The organism is Streptomyces sp. NPDC012794 (assembly GCF_042901085.1).
Taxonomy (GTDB): Bacteria; Actinomycetota; Actinomycetes; order Streptomycetales; family Streptomycetaceae; genus Streptomyces.
The window spans coordinates 65,730-81,120 of sequence record NZ_JBIBCI010000016.1 but is presented as its reverse complement, the minus strand read 5'-3'; the positions used below and the strand labels follow the sequence as shown (position 1 = coordinate 81,120).

19 protein-coding genes are annotated in these 15,391 nt (G+C 72.0%); 11 read left to right on the top strand and 8 right to left on the bottom strand.

The genetic code is table 11. The features are described from left to right. Positions 1 to 7 precede the first annotated feature (7 nt). The 3 genes from ACFY7H_RS26135 to groL all read left to right on the top strand — a co-directional run bounded on the left by ACFY7H_RS26135 (position 8) and on the right by groL (position 2,809). The gene (locus ACFY7H_RS26135) at positions 8 to 286 is read left to right on the top strand and encodes a MoaD/ThiS family protein (protein WP_388942358.1); all 279 of its coding nucleotides are present in this window, start codon (positions 8 to 10) and stop codon (positions 284 to 286) included. A gap of 381 nt (positions 287 to 667) precedes the next feature. Next, positions 668 to 874 carry a cold-shock protein gene (locus ACFY7H_RS26130; RefSeq protein WP_008743607.1) on the top strand — a complete coding sequence of 69 codons (207 nt, stop codon included), beginning with the start codon at positions 668 to 670 and terminating at the stop codon, positions 872 to 874. Between the two features lie 315 nt (positions 875 to 1,189). After that, the gene (groL, locus tag ACFY7H_RS26125; RefSeq protein WP_388942354.1) at positions 1,190 to 2,809 is read left to right on the top strand and encodes a chaperonin GroEL; all 1,620 of its coding nucleotides are present in this window, start codon (positions 1,190 to 1,192) and stop codon (positions 2,807 to 2,809) included. 109 nt (positions 2,810 to 2,918) lie between these two features. Here the strand turns inward: groL and ACFY7H_RS26120 are convergent, their stop codons facing one another. Further along, positions 2,919 to 3,497 (bottom strand): Uma2 family endonuclease, encoded by a 579-nt coding sequence (locus ACFY7H_RS26120; RefSeq protein ID WP_388942351.1) that lies wholly within the window; start codon positions 3,495 to 3,497, stop codon positions 2,919 to 2,921. A gap of 129 nt (positions 3,498 to 3,626) precedes the next feature. Here ACFY7H_RS26120 and ACFY7H_RS26115 point away from each other — a divergent pair, with 129 nt between their 5' ends. The 3 genes from ACFY7H_RS26115 to ACFY7H_RS26105 all read left to right on the top strand — a co-directional run bounded on the left by ACFY7H_RS26115 (position 3,627) and on the right by ACFY7H_RS26105 (position 5,993). After that, positions 3,627 to 4,262, top strand: coding sequence for a phosphoribosylanthranilate isomerase (locus ACFY7H_RS26115; protein WP_388942348.1), 636 nt, complete (start codon positions 3,627 to 3,629; stop codon positions 4,260 to 4,262). A gap of 199 nt (positions 4,263 to 4,461) precedes the next feature. Next, positions 4,462 to 5,157, top strand: a complete 696-nt coding sequence (locus ACFY7H_RS26110; protein ID WP_388942345.1) for a hypothetical protein — start codon at positions 4,462 to 4,464, stop codon at positions 5,155 to 5,157. Positions 5,158 to 5,309: 152 nt separating this feature from the next. Then, positions 5,310 to 5,993 (top strand): beta-glucanase, encoded by a 684-nt coding sequence (locus ACFY7H_RS26105; protein ID WP_388942342.1) that lies wholly within the window; start codon positions 5,310 to 5,312, stop codon positions 5,991 to 5,993. Positions 5,994 to 5,999: 6 nt separating this feature from the next. On the opposite strand, the gene ACFY7H_RS26100 is transcribed toward ACFY7H_RS26105, so the two are convergent. Further along, positions 6,000 to 6,347, bottom strand: coding sequence for a protease inhibitor I9 family protein (locus ACFY7H_RS26100; RefSeq protein WP_388942339.1), 348 nt, complete (start codon positions 6,345 to 6,347; stop codon positions 6,000 to 6,002). 368 nt (positions 6,348 to 6,715) lie between these two features. Between ACFY7H_RS26100 and ACFY7H_RS26095 the strand changes: the two genes are divergently transcribed. Further along, positions 6,716 to 7,903, top strand: coding sequence for a S8 family peptidase (locus ACFY7H_RS26095; RefSeq protein ID WP_388942334.1), 1,188 nt, complete (start codon positions 6,716 to 6,718; stop codon positions 7,901 to 7,903). Between the two features lie 4 nt (positions 7,904 to 7,907). Here ACFY7H_RS26095 and ACFY7H_RS26090 read toward each other — a convergent pair whose 3' ends face one another. After that, positions 7,908 to 8,162, bottom strand: coding sequence for a DUF397 domain-containing protein (locus ACFY7H_RS26090; RefSeq protein WP_388942332.1), 255 nt, complete (start codon positions 8,160 to 8,162; stop codon positions 7,908 to 7,910). Next, positions 8,146 to 8,979 (bottom strand): Scr1 family TA system antitoxin-like transcriptional regulator, encoded by an 834-nt coding sequence (locus ACFY7H_RS26085; RefSeq protein ID WP_388942329.1) that lies wholly within the window; start codon positions 8,977 to 8,979, stop codon positions 8,146 to 8,148. The genes ACFY7H_RS26090 and ACFY7H_RS26085 overlap by 17 nt, the downstream gene beginning before the upstream one ends. Positions 8,980 to 9,093: 114 nt before the next feature. Here ACFY7H_RS26085 and ACFY7H_RS26080 point away from each other — a divergent pair, with 114 nt between their 5' ends. Together ACFY7H_RS26080 and ACFY7H_RS26075 are read left to right on the top strand one after the other, a co-directional pair. Further along, on the top strand, positions 9,094 to 9,312 hold the full coding sequence (locus ACFY7H_RS26080; protein ID WP_388942327.1) for a hypothetical protein: 219 nt from the start codon (positions 9,094 to 9,096) through the stop codon (positions 9,310 to 9,312). Next, the gene (locus ACFY7H_RS26075) at positions 9,309 to 9,995 is read left to right on the top strand and encodes a hypothetical protein (RefSeq protein WP_388942324.1); all 687 of its coding nucleotides are present in this window, start codon (positions 9,309 to 9,311) and stop codon (positions 9,993 to 9,995) included. The genes ACFY7H_RS26080 and ACFY7H_RS26075 overlap by 4 nt, the downstream gene beginning before the upstream one ends. A 24-nt stretch (positions 9,996 to 10,019) precedes the next feature. Here the strand turns inward: ACFY7H_RS26075 and ACFY7H_RS26070 are convergent, their stop codons facing one another. Further along, positions 10,020 to 11,498: a PTS transporter subunit EIIC gene (locus ACFY7H_RS26070; RefSeq protein WP_388942321.1), complete on the bottom strand. Its 1,479-nt coding sequence runs from the start codon at positions 11,496 to 11,498 to the stop codon at positions 10,020 to 10,022. A gap of 25 nt (positions 11,499 to 11,523) precedes the next feature. Beyond that, positions 11,524 to 12,534, bottom strand: coding sequence for an N-acetylmuramic acid 6-phosphate etherase (murQ, locus tag ACFY7H_RS26065; RefSeq protein WP_388942318.1), 1,011 nt, complete (start codon positions 12,532 to 12,534; stop codon positions 11,524 to 11,526). A 139-nt stretch (positions 12,535 to 12,673) separates the two neighbouring features. On the opposite strand from murQ, the gene ACFY7H_RS26060 reads away from it, so the two are divergent. Continuing rightward, entirely contained in the window at positions 12,674 to 13,051 is a 378-nt protein-coding gene (locus tag ACFY7H_RS26060; protein WP_388942316.1) for a hypothetical protein, read from the top strand. A 7-nt stretch (positions 13,052 to 13,058) separates the two neighbouring features. Next, positions 13,059 to 13,331: a DUF4031 domain-containing protein gene (locus ACFY7H_RS26055; RefSeq protein WP_125813880.1), complete on the top strand. Its 273-nt coding sequence runs from the start codon at positions 13,059 to 13,061 to the stop codon at positions 13,329 to 13,331. Between the two features lie 48 nt (positions 13,332 to 13,379). Here ACFY7H_RS26055 and ACFY7H_RS26050 read toward each other — a convergent pair whose 3' ends face one another. Further along, positions 13,380 to 14,594: a Cmx/CmrA family chloramphenicol efflux MFS transporter gene (locus tag ACFY7H_RS26050; RefSeq protein WP_388942313.1), complete on the bottom strand. Its 1,215-nt coding sequence runs from the start codon at positions 14,592 to 14,594 to the stop codon at positions 13,380 to 13,382. An 87-nt stretch (positions 14,595 to 14,681) separates the two neighbouring features. Then, entirely contained in the window at positions 14,682 to 15,335 is a 654-nt protein-coding gene (locus tag ACFY7H_RS26045; protein WP_388942311.1) for a hypothetical protein, read from the bottom strand. Between the last annotated feature and the right edge of the window lie 56 nt (positions 15,336 to 15,391).

The window sequence follows — 15,391 nt, the reverse complement described above, 5'->3', positions numbered from 1 at the left end:
TAGCGCCATGAGCGTCAACGTCCGCATCCCCACCATCCTGCGCACCTACACCGGCGGCAAGGCCGAGGTCCCGGCCGAGGGCGCGACCCTCGCCGAGGTCATCGAGTCCCTGGAGCGGAACCACCCGGGCATCGCCGCGCGCGTCCTGGACGACCAGGGCAAGCTGCGCCGCTTCGTGAACGTCTACGTCAACGACGACGACGTGCGCTTCGAGGGCGGCCTTCAGGCAGCGACGCCGGACGGCGCCGGCGTCTCGATCATCCCCGCCGTGGCCGGCGGCTGCTGACCGAACACATCAGAATTGCCCCCTCCGGCATAAACGGAGGGGGCAATTCTGCTTGATTGGGCGCGGTAGAGTTGGGGCAGTCCCCTCCGCTGTTCTTGCCCGCCGCATATGAGCGGGCCGACGGATGGTTGACATTGAGTCAACATGCGCGCGCCTTTTGGGCCTTTGGTGCTGCTTGTCTGGCCCGAGTTGCCCTGGAATATTCCAAATTTTCACTCTATTTCAACGTTTCCGCGTGTCCAGATTTCTCGTCGGATTGACCTGTTGCTGACAGCACCGGTGCGGATACATTCAGCCGCGGTCGAGGCGTTCCGGCGCAAGTTCTGACCCGGGACCGCGAAGTGCGGTCCCGCGCAAGGGCCAGTAATAGGGGAGTTAGGCATGGCTCAGGGCACCGTCAAGTGGTTCAACGCGGAGAAGGGCTACGGCTTCATCGCGGTCGACGGTGGTGCGGATGTGTTCGTCCACTACAGCGCCATCCAGATGGACGGGTACCGCACCCTCGAAGAGGGTCAGCGGGTCGAGTTCGAGATCTCGCAGGGCCAGAAGGGTCCGCAGGCGGACATGGTCAAGCTCGCGGCCGGCTGAGCCGGAGCGAACGCGATCGGCCACCGACGCACGCACACGCGCACGAGGGGCCCACATCCTGGACAGGGTGTGGGCCCCTCCTGCGTGTCGGCCCCGTGCCGCCCGCGTGTTGCCCGAAGCCGCTTGCACTCGCGGGGGTCGAGTGCTAATCATTGGCGTTAGCACTCTCCGAGTGAGAGTGCTACTCAGACGAGGACCGGGTCGGTGAGGCCCGCAGGGTCCGGCGGGAAGGAACCGCCGGGTCCGCAGGCCGTCCGTCGCGGGCGCGGGCGCGGTCCGGAGCAATCCACCCCTGTCCGGGAGGACCACTTCACCATGGCCAAGATCATCGCGTTCAACGAGGAGGCCCGGCGCGGTCTCGAGCGTGGCATGAACCAGCTCGCCGACGCCGTCAAGGTCACCCTTGGCCCCAAGGGTCGCAACGTCGTCCTTGAGAAGAAGTGGGGCGCCCCCACGATCACCAACGACGGCGTCTCCATCGCCAAGGAGATCGAGCTCGAGGACCCGTACGAGAAGATCGGCGCTGAGCTGGTCAAGGAAGTCGCCAAGAAGACGGACGACGTCGCCGGTGACGGTACGACCACCGCGACCGTCCTCGCCCAGGCGCTCGTCCGTGAGGGTCTGCGCAACGTGGCCGCCGGTGCCAACCCGATGGCCCTCAAGCGCGGTATCGAGAAGGCCGTCGAGGCCGTATCGGCTGCCCTGCTGGCCCAGGCCAAGGATGTCGAGACCAAGGAGCAGATCGCTTCCACGGCCTCCATCTCCGCCGCCGACACCCAGATCGGCGAGCTCATCGCCGAGGCCATGGACAAGGTCGGCAAGGAAGGCGTCATCACCGTCGAGGAGTCCCAGACCTTCGGTCTGGAGCTGGAGCTCACCGAGGGCATGCGCTTCGACAAGGGCTACATCTCGGCGTACTTCGCCACCGACATGGAGCGTATGGAGGCGTCCCTGGACGACCCGTACATCCTGATCGTCAACTCCAAGATCGGCTCGGTCAAGGACCTGCTGCCGCTCCTGGAGAAGGTCATGCAGTCCGGCAAGCCGCTGCTGATCATCGCCGAGGACGTCGAGGGCGAGGCCCTGTCGACCCTGGTCGTCAACAAGATCCGCGGCACCTTCAAGTCCGTCGCCGTCAAGGCCCCGGGCTTCGGCGACCGCCGCAAGGCCATGCTCGGCGACATCGCCATCCTCACGGGCGGCACCGTCATCTCCGAGGAGGTCGGCCTCAAGCTGGAGAACGCCGGTCTCGACCTGCTCGGCCGCGCCCGCAAGGTCGTCATCACCAAGGACGAGACCACCATCGTCGACGGTGCCGGTGACAGCGACCAGGTCCAGGGCCGCGTCAACCAGATCCGCGCCGAGATCGAGAACTCCGACTCGGACTACGACCGCGAGAAGCTCCAGGAGCGCCTCGCGAAGCTGGCCGGCGGCGTGGCCGTCATCAAGGCCGGTGCCGCGACCGAGGTCGAGCTCAAGGAGCGCAAGCACCGCATCGAGGACGCCGTCCGCAACGCGAAGGCGGCCGTCGAGGAGGGCATCGTCGCCGGCGGTGGCGTGGCCCTGCTCCAGGCCTCCTCGGTCTTCGAGAAGCTCGAGCTCACCGGTGACGAGGCGACCGGCGCCAACGCCGTGAAGCTCGCGCTGGAGGCCCCGCTGAAGCAGATCGCCGTCAACGGTGGTCTCGAGGGCGGCGTCGTCGTCGAGAAGGTGCGCAACCTGCCGATCGGTCACGGTCTGAACGCCGCGACCGGCGAGTACGTCGACATGATCGCCGAGGGCATCATCGACCCGGCGAAGGTCACCCGCTCCGCCCTGCAGAACGCCGCGTCCATCGCCGCGCTCTTCCTGACCACCGAGGCCGTCATCGCCGACAAGCCGGAGAAGGCCGCCGCCGCTCCGGGCGGCATGCCGGGCGGTGACATGGACTTCTGATCGGCCCCTGGCTCCGGCCTCTGGTTGATCGGCTGTTCTCGTACCGAGGGCGGCACCCCCTCCTCACGGAGGCGGTGCCGCCCTCGGGCGTTTTCCGGCCCGACAGGGTCTAGAAGCCGGTGGTGTCCAGTTCGAAGCCGAAGGGCTCCGGGACGGGCAGCGGCTCACCGAAGGACACCGTCCTGCGGGAGCGGTACCCGTGCGGGGAGGGGTCCCAGAAGCAGGTGATCTCCGAGTCCTGCATGTCGATGACCAGGTAGACCGGGACGAGCCGGCCGTAGACGTCCAGCTTCTCCTTCCAGTCGGCGTCCCTGGTCGAAACGGACGTGAACTCACCGACCAGGGAGAGCGCCTCTCCGTCCGCGTGGCGGCCCTCCTCGTCGAAGGCGGACTCGTCCGTGACGAACAGGTCAGGTCCGTAAGCGCGCTCGGCTTGCGGGAACCGGAAGAGGAAGGGAGCGATGTCCGCGACGTGCCCCTCGGGGGCATGGGCCTGGAGCTGCTCGCGCAGCGCCCGCATGGAACGGTAGTAGCGGAGCCTCGAGAACGGTGACACGACGATCTTCCCCCGGATGAGCTCGGCCTTGAAGCCGTCTGGCGTGTCCATCTCCGCAACCATGCGCAGGAGTGCTTCGAACGTCGGCGGCACCGCGTTCTCTATCGGTGTGGCCCGCTCGATCATGGTCATCACCGTGTCCTCCGCGTGGCGTGGGGCGCACCGGGCGTGCTGCCGGTTCCAGGCTAGTGGCGGGCGGGGTGCTCTGCCCGGGTGCCGGGACGGGTCACCTCCGATCGGGGGGTTTGGTTGACTGGGGGCATGAGTGCTCTCTTCGTGAAGATCTGCGGGCTGAAGACCGCCCGTGACGTCGACGTGGCCGTGGCGGCCGGGGCCGACGCCGTCGGGTTCGTCTTCGCGCCCGGCAGCCCCCGGACCATCGGCGCCGCCGAGGCCCGGGAGCTCGCCGCGCGGGTGCCGGGCGGGGTGCTGACCGTCGGGGTGTTCCGGGGGCAGTCCGTCGAGGAGGTGCGCCGGCTGACGCAGGAGAGCGGCGTACGCGGCGTGCAGCTCCACGGGGACGAGCCCGCCGCGTACTACGAGGAGCTGCGCGCCCCGGGGCGTACGCTGCTGCGCGCCACCGCCGAGCACGTCGAGCGCTGCGGCGGGTACGGGGAGGACCTGCTGCTCATCGACGCCCCCGACCCGGGTTCCGGCAAGCCCTGGAACTGGGGCTCGGAGGAGTTCACGGCGCCCGAGGGGCGCTGGCTGCTGGCCGGCGGGCTGAACCCGGGCAACGTCCGCGAGGCCGTGGCGGCGACCGGCGCCTGGGGCGTGGACGTCTCCAGCGGGGTCGAGCGGGAGCGCGGGGTGAAGTCCCCGGAGCTGATCCGCGCCTTCGTCGAGGGCGCGCGGGGCCCCGCGGCCCGGGGTGCCGCCGACAGCGCGCGGAGCTAGCCTGGAACAGGACGTCCGTGCCCGGGCCGACGGCTCCCCGACCGGTGAACCCCGGTCCGGGGAAGGCGGATCCGAGGCGGACGAGGCCGCGTGCGCGTGCCCCGTCTCGCCCGGCCGCGTCGCCCCCGGGCCATCGGCGCGCCCGCGTTACGGAGACGTCCGCTCACCCATCGATGCTTTCCCGGCAAGGAGGGAACGCATGAATCGGCATGCCCGTTACGCACTTCTCGCCCCGCTCCTGGTCACCGCTGTCGCCGTGCCGCCCACGATGGCCGCCCAGGCCGCCCCCGCCGGGGCCGCCCCGCTCAAGGCGGCCGCCGCCCCCCAGGCGACCTGCCGGCTCGTCGTGGCGCCCGGCACGAACCCCGTCGAGTTCGACCTCGTGATGACCGGCTTCAGGGGCGGCCAGCTGCTCCGGGTCACGGGCCCGGAGAGCTTCCAGCGGAACGCCAATGGGGCGGGCTCCGTCACGGAAGAGAACGTCAAGAACGGCTCGTACACCGTGAAGAGCGGCTGGGGCAGGAACGAGCTGACGACCGGCTGCAGCAAGCCTCCCCGGCCGCCCGCCAAGCCCCGGATCACGAGCGCTGAGATCACCGGCGCGTCCACCACCCCCGCGGCGGTCGACTGCACCAAGCCGCAGAACGTCACGTTCCAGGGCAAGTTCGCCGGTACCGGAACCGGAGAGATCGACTACCACTGGGCGGGTCAGGGCAAGCAGATCGCGCCCTCCGTCCAGTTCACCGCCCCGGAGACCGCGACCGCCCCGTTCGTCGTGAAGTCCCCCACGCGTGCGGCGGTCACGGAACCGGTCCCGAAGGTGACCGTCCAGCTCTTCACGGGCAACGTGTCGGACAGCTTCACCTTCACGCTCACCTGCGCGCCCGGGACCTGACCGGCCGCCGCCACCCCTCCACCGTCGCGCGCCCCCCGCACCCGGGGGGCGCGTGGCGCGGCGCGCCGGGAGCGCCGCCGCGCCACCACCAGCCGTGACGATGACGGTCCGTCCGGGTGCGTACCGGGCATAGGCCCCGTATGTCCCCGCACATGCTCGCATGGCTACGGCGCGTGACGCCGCGCCGTCCCTCGTCCGTCTTCACCGCCGACTTCTCCTCCACCACCCAGTGGGTGGCGGGCCGTTCCTGGGCCTATCCCGACGGCGGGCCCGTCAACCCCCGCGACAACAAGCTCGACCACCTCACCCCCGACCCCGCCTACAGCCGCACCGGCACGTTCCGCGCGACCCGGCGCTCCGACGGCAACTGGGACGCCGGACTGCTCACCACCGAGGGCAGCGACGAGGGCTTCCAGGCCCGCACCGGCGACGTCCTGGAGGCCCGCGTCCGGCTGCCCGAGGAGATGGGCGCCTGGCCCGCCATCTGGACCTGGCGGGACGGCGGCCAGGAGATCGACGTCTTCGAGTACCACCCCGACAACCCCGACATGCTGGAGCTGTCCAACCACGTCCGGCAGGCCTACCTCTACCACCGCGACCCGAGCGTCCGGCCCGGCGGATGGGTCGACCTGAAGGTGGAGTTCGGCCGCAGGTCGGTCGTCTGGTGGGTCAACGGCCGGCGCGTCTACTCCGACAACAGGGGCGTCGGCCGGGGCTGGCACGCGTACCTGATCGTCAACCTGTCCGTCTGCGCCGGCCGCTACCACCCCGCGCCCGACCCGGAGGTCACCGAGATGTCGTACGAGGTCTCGCGGCTGACCGTCAGCCGGCCGTAGCCCTGGCTAGGCGGGCACGCCCCTGGCCTCGCCGTCCTCCTCGACGGACTCCACCACCGGGGTGTCGCGCAGGGCCCGCACCTGGTCGGGGGAGAGGCGGGCGGCGAAGCCGTTGCCCGCGTCGCGGTAGACGTGCGTCGGCCGGATCCCGTACGCCTCGGCGACCACGGCCGGGTCGAGCCCTTCGTGCACGGTGACGATGTACGAGGGGTGCTCGGGTGCCGGTACCGCCCGGGCGGACGCGGGGCCGCGCGGGGTGTCGGCGTGGGCGGGCAGGGCGGGCAGTACGGCTACGGCGGCCAGTGCGGCGGCGGCGACGGCCACCGGCAGGGGGCGGCCCGGGCGAGTGCGCATGACCGTGAGGCCATCACGGACGGCCGGACCCGGTCAACGACCCCGGCGGCGTGGCGTCCGCGGGCGGGAGTGAACAACGAGTGCGCCCCCTCGACGGGTGACTGCCCGTACGGGTGAAGTTCCCGAACGCGCGCGCGGGTGGCCCGGTGGACCGAAGGCCCTGGACGGCAGTGGGGAGGAACCTTTCTCCACCGGGTGCGGCGAACGGCCGACGGATGCCCCGCGACCCTTCGGCCAAGCGGGGAAGCGGGTTCAAGTCCCGCTCGGCGGCGGACCGATGAAGAGGACGGCCGCCTTCAGGGACGCGTTCTGCGGACCCCGCCAGAGGGCGGCCCCTCATGTCACCCCTTCCCCTCGGGAGACCCCTCATGCGCCTCATCGCAGGTGTAGCCACCGCCACCGTCCTCGCCCTCGCCCCGGTGGCCGCCGGCACGGCGTCCGCCGCCGCGCCCGAGCCGACCCCGGCTCCGCTGCAGACGTCCGCCGACGCCGTGCCCGGCGAGTACATCGTCACCCTCGACAAGGGCGTGGACGCGGTGAAGCTGGCGGAGAAGCTCAGGCTGAAGCCGAAGCACGTCTACTCCTCCGCGCTCAACGGCTTCGCGGTCCCGCTCACCGCGCTCCAGCTGGAGACCCTCCGGCTGACCGTCGGGGTGAAGGCGGTCGAGGAGAACACGAAGGTGGCCTCCGTACCGATGCCCGCCGCGCCGAGCGCCAGCCGCGCCCCGTCCTCCTCCTGGGGCCTGGACCGGATCGACCAGCGGCAGCTGCCGCTCAACAACGACTTCACCGTCGGCGGCAGCGGCGCCGGGGTGACCGCCTACATCCTCGACACCGGCATCGACTACCTCCACAGCGAGTTCGGCGGCCGCGCCACGTTCGGGTTCGACGCGATGCCGGACGGCGCGACCCAGCGGGGCCAGGACTGCAACGGCCACGGCACGCACGTCGCGGGCACGGTCGCCGGAGCCACGTACGGCATCGCGCGCAAGGCGAACCTGGTGAGCGTGCGCGTCCTCGGCTGTGACGGCAAGGGCTCCTACGCCGGCATGATCGCGGGCATGGACTGGGTGGCGAAGAACGCCAAGCAGCCGGCGGTGCTGAACGGCTCGCTGGGCGGCCCGCGTTCCGAGGCCCTCAACAACGCGGCCAACGCCCTGTCCGACGCGGGCGTCCTGCCGGTCATCGCGGCGGGCAACGAAGCGCAGGACGCCTGCAACGTCTCGCCGGCCTCGGCCTCCCGCGTGGTCACCGTGGGCGCGACCAACCGCTGGGACGAGGAGACCTCGTTCTCCAACTACGGACAGTGCGTATCCCTCTACGCCCCCGGCCAGGAGATCGTCTCCGCGAAGCTGCGCGGCGGCAGCGTGGCCCTGAACGGTACGTCCATGGCCGCGCCGCACGTCGCCGGCGTCGTCGCCCTCTACAAGCAGGCGCACCCGAACGAGCTGCCGGCGGACATCGCCAACTTCCTGGGCGAGGAGTCCACCAAGGACGTCCTGACCTCCATCAGCAAGGGCTCGCCGAACCAGCTGCTGTTCACCAACGGCCTCTGACCGGTCAGAGCGCCGCGACGAAGGTCGCCCAGGCCCGCGCGTGGAACACCACGTGCGGGCCTTCGGGCTGCTTGGAGTCCCTCACGGGAACGAGGTCGGTGTGCGCGTCGCATACTTCGACGCAGTTGCCGCCGTCACCGGCGCTGTAGCTGGACTTGTGCCACGTGGCCATCTCCAGGCAGCTGCCGCCGTCGCCACCGCTGTAGCTGGACTTGAGCCAGATCGCCTCGGACAGGTCGTACTCAGATGTGCACGTCATGCTCGTACCCCTCCGCTACGGACTCGATGAGGGCCAGCGATTCCTCTGGTGGGAGCGCACTGGCCATGACGAGATCGTAGGTCAGGGAGTGACGGGCGACGGTCGCTGGATCGTCGAACAGCTGCCCCATTTCGTTGCCTTGGACGTAGGCGAGTGGGGGAGCGTCTTCGAAGGACATCAACTGGAGAGAGCCGAGCATGGCCGCATGGGCGCCCACGCTGAACGGCAGGACCTGCACGATGATCCGATAGGAACGCACCAGGTTTGTGATGTGCCGCAGTGCTTCCGCCATGGCTGCTGGGCCACCGACCCGCGATCGCAGAACTGCCTCGCCGAGGATGCACCACAACAATGGCGTTGTTGCATCGCTCAACAGGGCGGCACGCTCAAGTCGGTTCTCGATCAGTTCGGCGATCACCTCCTCCGACGCGGTCGGTCGGTATGCGCGGAAGACAGCCCGTGCGTACGCCGCCGTCTGGAGCACTCCCGGGATCAACTGCGGCGCGTACTCCCGGATGGTCAGCGCCTCGGCCTCCGCTTCGGCCGCTTCCGCGAAGTGGTCGGGGTACTTGGACTTGCCGTCCTTGCCGCAGTTGCGCGTGAAGAACCCCTCCGTCCCCAGGATGGCGTCTATCGCTGTGGCCAGTTCGAGTGTGATTCTGCGGGTGCCCACTTCCATCTGGCCGACGTACGAGCCGCTCACGAAAAGCCGTTCGCCGAGCGCCGCTTGGCTCATCGCAGCACGTTCGCGGGCTACGCGGAGCTCGGCGCCGAGGAGGGCGCGGGGTGATGAGGGATCGAGTTTCTTGCGTGGCATGACAACTCCCGGTCCAGCATGTGCGGTTGCTGTGGTGGCCCACTTGAAAGGCTAGCCACCTGATCGCCACTCTGTGTACAGAAGCTGAATACTCAGAGTGGAAGGTGATATGTCATGGTGCTCTCCCCGCATGAGCGGATGAGGGCGGCCGAAGAGGCCGTCCGGCAGTTGAAGGACGCACTGGGCGGGGTGGGGGTGGTGCTCCCGTCGCTGGACGTGGAGCGGGTGTCGGCGGCCGGTACGTACGGGCTGCCCCTGGTCGACCTCGGGCGCTGCAACATCGACACCGCGCTGCGGCTGGCCGCCGTCCTGCACGAGCGGGCGGGCCTGTGAGCGAGCCGGTGGACGCGGCGCAGTTCGCCTTCGAGCTCGGGTGGAAGCTGCGAGGGCTGGAGGCGGTCCTGGTGGGGGGCGGCTGGCGGCGGCAGGGTCTGGGGCTCGCCGTTAGGGCGCGGCCCAGCGGCGGGGGCGGTGGGGAGTGGACGGCCGTCGGGGACGACGGGGAGCGGCGGGAGACGCGTACCGCCGATACGGCGGACGAGGCGACGGCTCAGGTGCAGGAGGCCTTCGGGATGAAGGGGTGGCGCCCGCAGCCGCCCCCGCCGCCGGGATGGCAGCGGTTCACGTTGGTGCACTGCCCGGTGGGGGAGTGTCCCCCGTACGACGACGCCCGCTACGAGCGGCTCAAGGCGAAGCCGCCGCGCGGGTGCGTCGCCGAGGAGATCGGCGGGTACTTCGGACTGTGCTGTGAGCGGCCGGGCGAACGGATGCTGGACGCGGTCGCCGACGTGTGCCTGGAGGTCCGGGAGAACTACGGGCTGCTGATGAGCGACCTCGGCATCGAGAAGCTGTGGGGATGGTCCCCGGACGGAACGGACGGCTGGGGCGCCGAGATCGTCGGGCAGCTGCTCCTGATGGCGGCGGAACGCGGCCCCAAGCTCGGCTACTCCGTGGACGACCTGGTCCGCTTCCTGCGGACGGCCGCCGGGGGGTCTCCCGAGCCGGGGCGGCCGTAACGGGAGCGCCCCGCCGCCGGGGGGTCAGGCCGGCACCGGCTCCTTCGCCGCCGGGGGACCGGCCGGGGCGGTGGGGCCGGGATCGGTGTCGAGGTCGGCCAGCATCCGCGGGGTGAAGCCGAAGAAGTACGTCGCGGCGAAGCCGACCAGGTAGCCGACGCCGAGGCCGCCCGCGTACACGGCGACGGTCGCGCCCATCCCCGACGTACCGTCCAGCAGCGGGAACAGCGCCCACCCCGAGGGGCCGATCGCGGTGGAGCCGAAGGTGACGCCCAGCTGGTTGCACAGCCCGACGAAGGCCCCGCCCGCCGCGCCGCCGACGCAGGCGGTGACGAACGGGCGGCCCAGCGGCAGGGAGACCCCGTAGATCAGCGGCTCGCCCACCCCGAGCAAGCCGGCCGGGAGCGCGGACTTGATGGTGGTGCGGATCGAGCCGTTGCGCGGGAGGCGGCAGTAGACGGCGAGGGCCGCGCCGACCTGGCCCGCGCCGGCCATGGCGAGGATCGGCAGCAGGACGGTGTAGCCGGACTGCTCGATGAGGGTGGTGTGGATGGGGATCAGCGCCTGGTGGAGGCCGAGCATCACCAGGGGCAGGAAGAGGCCGCCGAGGACCAGCCCGGCGAGGGCGCCGCCGGCGGCCAGCAGCCAGTCGGCGAAGGCACCGATCGCGGCGGCGACCTCACCGGCGAGGAACATCAGGCCGAAGAGGGTGAGCAGGCCCGTGACGAGGACCGTGAGGGTCGGGGTGACCAGCACGTCCAGGGTTTCCGGCACCCAGCGCCGGCACCACCGCTCGACGTGCACGGCGAGCAGGGCGGCCGCCAGCGCACCGAGGACCCCGCCCTGGCCGGGGGAGAGGTGCTCGCCGAAGGCGTCGATCCGGGCGACGCCGGGGAAGACGATGACCGCGGCGACGGCCCCGCCGAGGACGGGGGTGCCGCCGAACTCCTTGGCGGTGTTGAAGCCGACGAAGACCGCGATCAGCGACATGAACCCGGACGCGATCGCGGCGAGGGCCGGGACCACGGCCGGGGCCCAGCCGAGGTTGGCGAGCAGGCCGTTCAGGCCTGCGATGACGCCGCAGCCGATCAGGGCGGGGATCAGCGGCACGAAGACGTTCGCGATGCGGCGCAGGAAGAGCTTGAAGGGGGTCGCGTTGCGGGCCTTGCGTGCCTCCTTCAGCGCGGCGCCCCGGTCGGCGAGGTCCCCGGCGGTGACCCCGGCCGGCTGGGCCGCGGGGGTGCGGCCCGCCTCGACCAGCGCCTCGAACTCGGGCGTGACCCGGGCGACGGTGCCGGGCCCCAGCACGATCTGGTAGGTGTCGTCCTCGACCACGCCCAGCACCCCGGGGACGGCCCGCAGGGCGGCGTCGTCCACGAGGGAGCGGTCGCGCAGGCCGATGCGCAGCCGGGTCATGCAGTGCGCGACGGAGCCGATGTTGTCCGGGCCGCCGACCAGGGGGAGGATCGCGGCGGCGGTGGCGCGGTTCTTGTCAGTGGACATGTACTCGCCTTGCGTGGGAGGGCGTCTACTGGGCTGGGGACTGCGGCTGAGGCTCGGGCTGGGACTGGGGCTGTGGCTGCGGCCGGGACTCGGCTTCGGCCCGGGCGCGGTCGAGGGCGTCGCGGAGGTGTCCGCGCGCCCCGGCGAGCAGCCGGGCGGCCCCGGGGCCGTCGACCCCGCCGAGGAGGACGAGGATCGCGTCCTTCACCTCGCCGCCGGTCGCCGCGAGCGCCGCCTCGATCTCCGCGTCCGTGGCGCCGGTCGCCAGCGCCACGATGCGGCGGGACCGGGCGCGCAGCTTCTCGTTCGAGGCGCGTACGTCGACCATGAGGTTCCCGTACGTCTTGCCGAGGCGGATCATCGTCACCGTCGAGATCAGGTTCAGTACGAGCTTCTGCGCCGTGCCCGCCTTCAGCCGGGTGGAGCCGGTCAGCAGCTCGGGCCCGACGACCACCTCGATGCCGTGCTCGGCGGCCGCCGCGAGGGGGGACCCGGCGTTGCAGGACAGGCCGACGGTGAGCGCGCCGCGCGTACGGGCGAACTCGACCGCCCCGAGCGCGTACGGGGTGCGGCCGGAGGCGGAGACGCCGACCACGGTGTCCTCGGCGGTCAGGGCGAGGGCGGTGAGGTCGGCGGCGGCCAGTTCCCGGGAGTCCTCGGCGCCCTCGACGGCCTTCACCAGGGCCCCGGGGCCGCCCGCGATCAGGCCGACGACCTGCGCCGGATCGGTGTTGAAGGTGGGCGGGCACTCACTGGCGTCCAGCACCCCGAGCCGTCCCGCCGTGCCCGCGCCCGCGTAGACGAGCCGGCCGCCGCGGGCCATCCGCTCGGCGACGGCGTCGACGACGGCGGCGATCGGCTCCAGCCGCGCGGCGACGGCGGCGGGCACGGTGGCGTCCTCGGCGTTCATGACGCGGACGATCTCCAGCGTCGAGAGCCGGTCGATCTCCGCGAGTTCGGGCCGGAAGGCCTCGGTGGTCAGCGTCTCCAGCTCGGCGCGGAGGGCGGCGTACGCGGTCGTGCGGTGGTCGCTCACGGCTGGAACCTATTTTCCGGCGGGGCCCGGGGCAAGAAGGCACGCCCCCGCCGGTGCGCCGGGGTGGTGCGGGCGCAGGCGGGGGCGCCGGGGGAAGTGGGCCTTCGCCTGGCGGCCGGTCCGGGTCCACAATGAGCCCATGGACCACGCGACCCCCCTGGAACAGGCGCTCCACGTCGCCCGTGCCCTCGTTCTCGCCGATCTCGCCGCCGGTGAGGTCGCCGATGCCGATGTCGTCTCCCTCGTCGAGGACTCGGTCACGCACCGCCGGTGGTGGGTGGAGCAGTGGCCGGAGGGGGTCGACTACCTCGCCGGGCTCGTCGCGCAGGACGTGAAGGACGCCCTGCTGGAGAAGTACGGGCGCTGGCCTATGTGTCCCGTCTGCGTGCACGGGGAGCCGCACGCCCTGGACGTGGAACCGGAACTCGGGCGCGACCCGCACTGGGTGTGCTCGGAGGCCGGGGTGAAGGTCGCGGCCGTTGGCGGCCTCGGCCCCGTCCTGCACCCGGGCCGGTGAGACGCCGGTGACGGTGTACATCGACCCGCCGGTCTGGCCGGGACACGGCCGCCTGTGGTCGCACCTGGTCAGCGACGTCTCGTACGAGGAGCTGCACGCCTTCGCGGCGGGCATCGGCTGCCCGCCGCGGGCCTTCGAGCGGGACCACTACGACGTGCCCTCGCACCGCTACGCGGACGCGGTCGCGGCGGGCGCGGTGGAGATCGGCAGCAAGGAACTGGTCCGCCGTCTCACGGCGGCGGGGCTGCGGCGGCCGAAACACCGCCCGCCGGTGGCCTGAACGCCGGGTGGCCTCCGCGGCCCGGGGCAGCGCCCCGGGCCGTGCCGTTCAGCCGCTGACGGGGTCCGCCGCTCGCTGGGCGGGGGAGCCGGCCACCACGCGGGTCGCGCGGGGCGGCGTACCGCGGTCCAGGCGCAGGGCGAGGGCGGTGAGGGCGAGGGCGGTGACGGTCATGGCCGCGCCCGCCCAGGCCGGGGAGGAGAAGCCGAATCCGGCGTCGATGACCGTGCCGCCGAGCCAGGGGCCGCCGGTGTTGCCGAGGTTGAACGCGGCGGTGGTGGTGGCTCCGGCGAGGGTCGGGGCCGCTCCGGCGACGTTGAACATCCGGGCGTTGAGGGCCGGGGCGGTGAAGAACGCCGAGACGCCGAGCAGGAACGCCAGGGCGATCGCGGCGGCCGCGCTGGAGGCCAGCACGGTGAGGGCGCCGAGGAACACCGTCGAGGCGGTGATGCCCCAGAGCATCACCCCGAACAGGCGCGCGTCGGCGATGCGCCCGCCGACGGTCGTCCCGACCAGGGCGCCGGCGCCGAAGAGGCCCAGGATCCACGGCACCCACTTCGAGTCCAGTCCGGCCACGTCCGTGAGCAGCGGCGACAGGTAGCTGAAGGCGCAGAAGACGCCGCCCGCGGCCAGGGCCGTGATGCCGATCGACAGCCACACCTGGCGGTCGCGGTAGATGCCCAGCTCGCGGCGGAGGCGGGGCTTCTCGGCGGGCAGCGGGATCTTCGGGATCAGCGCCAGGATGCCGGCGAGGGCGACGGCGGAGGCGGCGCCGACCGACCAGAACGCGGAGCGCCAGCCGAAGTGCTCGCCGAGGAAGGCGCCGGCGGGGACGCCGAGGACGTTGGCGATGGACAGGCCGCCGATCATGACGGACATGGCGCGGGCCCGCTGGTCCTGGTCGACCATGGCGATGGCGACGGCCGCGCCGACGGCCCAGAACCCGGCGCAGGCGAGGGCCGACACCACGCGGGAGGCGAAGAGCAGCTCGTACGTGGGTGCCAGCGCGCCCGCCACCTGGCCGAGGCCGAAGAGGCTGATGAGGGCGATGAGGGTGGTGCGGCGCGGGAGGCGCAGGGTGGCGACCGCGAGCAGCGGCGCCCCTACGACCATGCCGATCGCGAAGGCGGATATCAGCAGGCCCGCCTGCGGGATGGTGACGCCCATGTCCTGCGCGATGGGGGGCAGGAGGCCGGACAGCATGAACTCGCTGGTGCCGAGCGCGAATACGGACAGGCCGAGGACGTAGACGGCGACGGGCATACGGGATCGGGGTCGTGCGGAGGCTGCGGGCATGTACTTCCCGAACCGCCGCGAAGCGGGAGGCATTCCCGGGTGATGTTCCGTATGTCAGGTCAGCGAGGCCAGCTCGGCTTCCAGGTTGCGGCGTGCCGGGCCCTCCCAGTGGGCGGCGCCGTACGGGGTGCGGAAGAGGCGCGGCAGGGCGAGCAGGCCGCGCAGGACGGCGGCGCGGCCGGTGCGGAAGGCCTCGTCGGGGACGAAGCCGTACTCGGCGCGGACGGCGGCGGCGTAGGCGGCGTAGGCGGCGGGGTCGCCGGCGAGGACGCCGAGGTCGGCGTCGCAGAGGGCCTCGCCGTTGGTGTCGCCGGGGGCGGGGTCGTGGGTGACGGTGAGCCGCACCAGCCGGGCGACCTCGGCGGTGCGGGCCGCGTCGACGCCCAGCTCGGGGAGGGCGCGTTCGGCGAGGGCGGCGCTGCGCTCCTCGTTCTCGGAGCGGTCGGGGCGGTAGACGGCGTCGTGGAACCAGGCGGCGAGTTCGACGGCGGCGGTGTCGTCGGCGTGCCCGGCGAGTACGTCGAGCCGGGCGAGGACGTCGGCCAGGTGGGCGGTGGTGTGGTACCGGCGCTGCGGTTCCGCCCAGGCGGTGAGGAGTCGGTCGGCGTAGGGGGCGGGGTCGCGGGTGGCGCCGGCGGCGGTGGCGGTGGCCGCCCAGCGGGCGCGGAGGCGGTCGGTGCCGGGGCGGTCGGTGTCGGGGGTTTCCATGCGGACATTGTGGGCTGGCGCGATTGTGCTGGTGGAGCGCGGGTGGGGCCCGTACC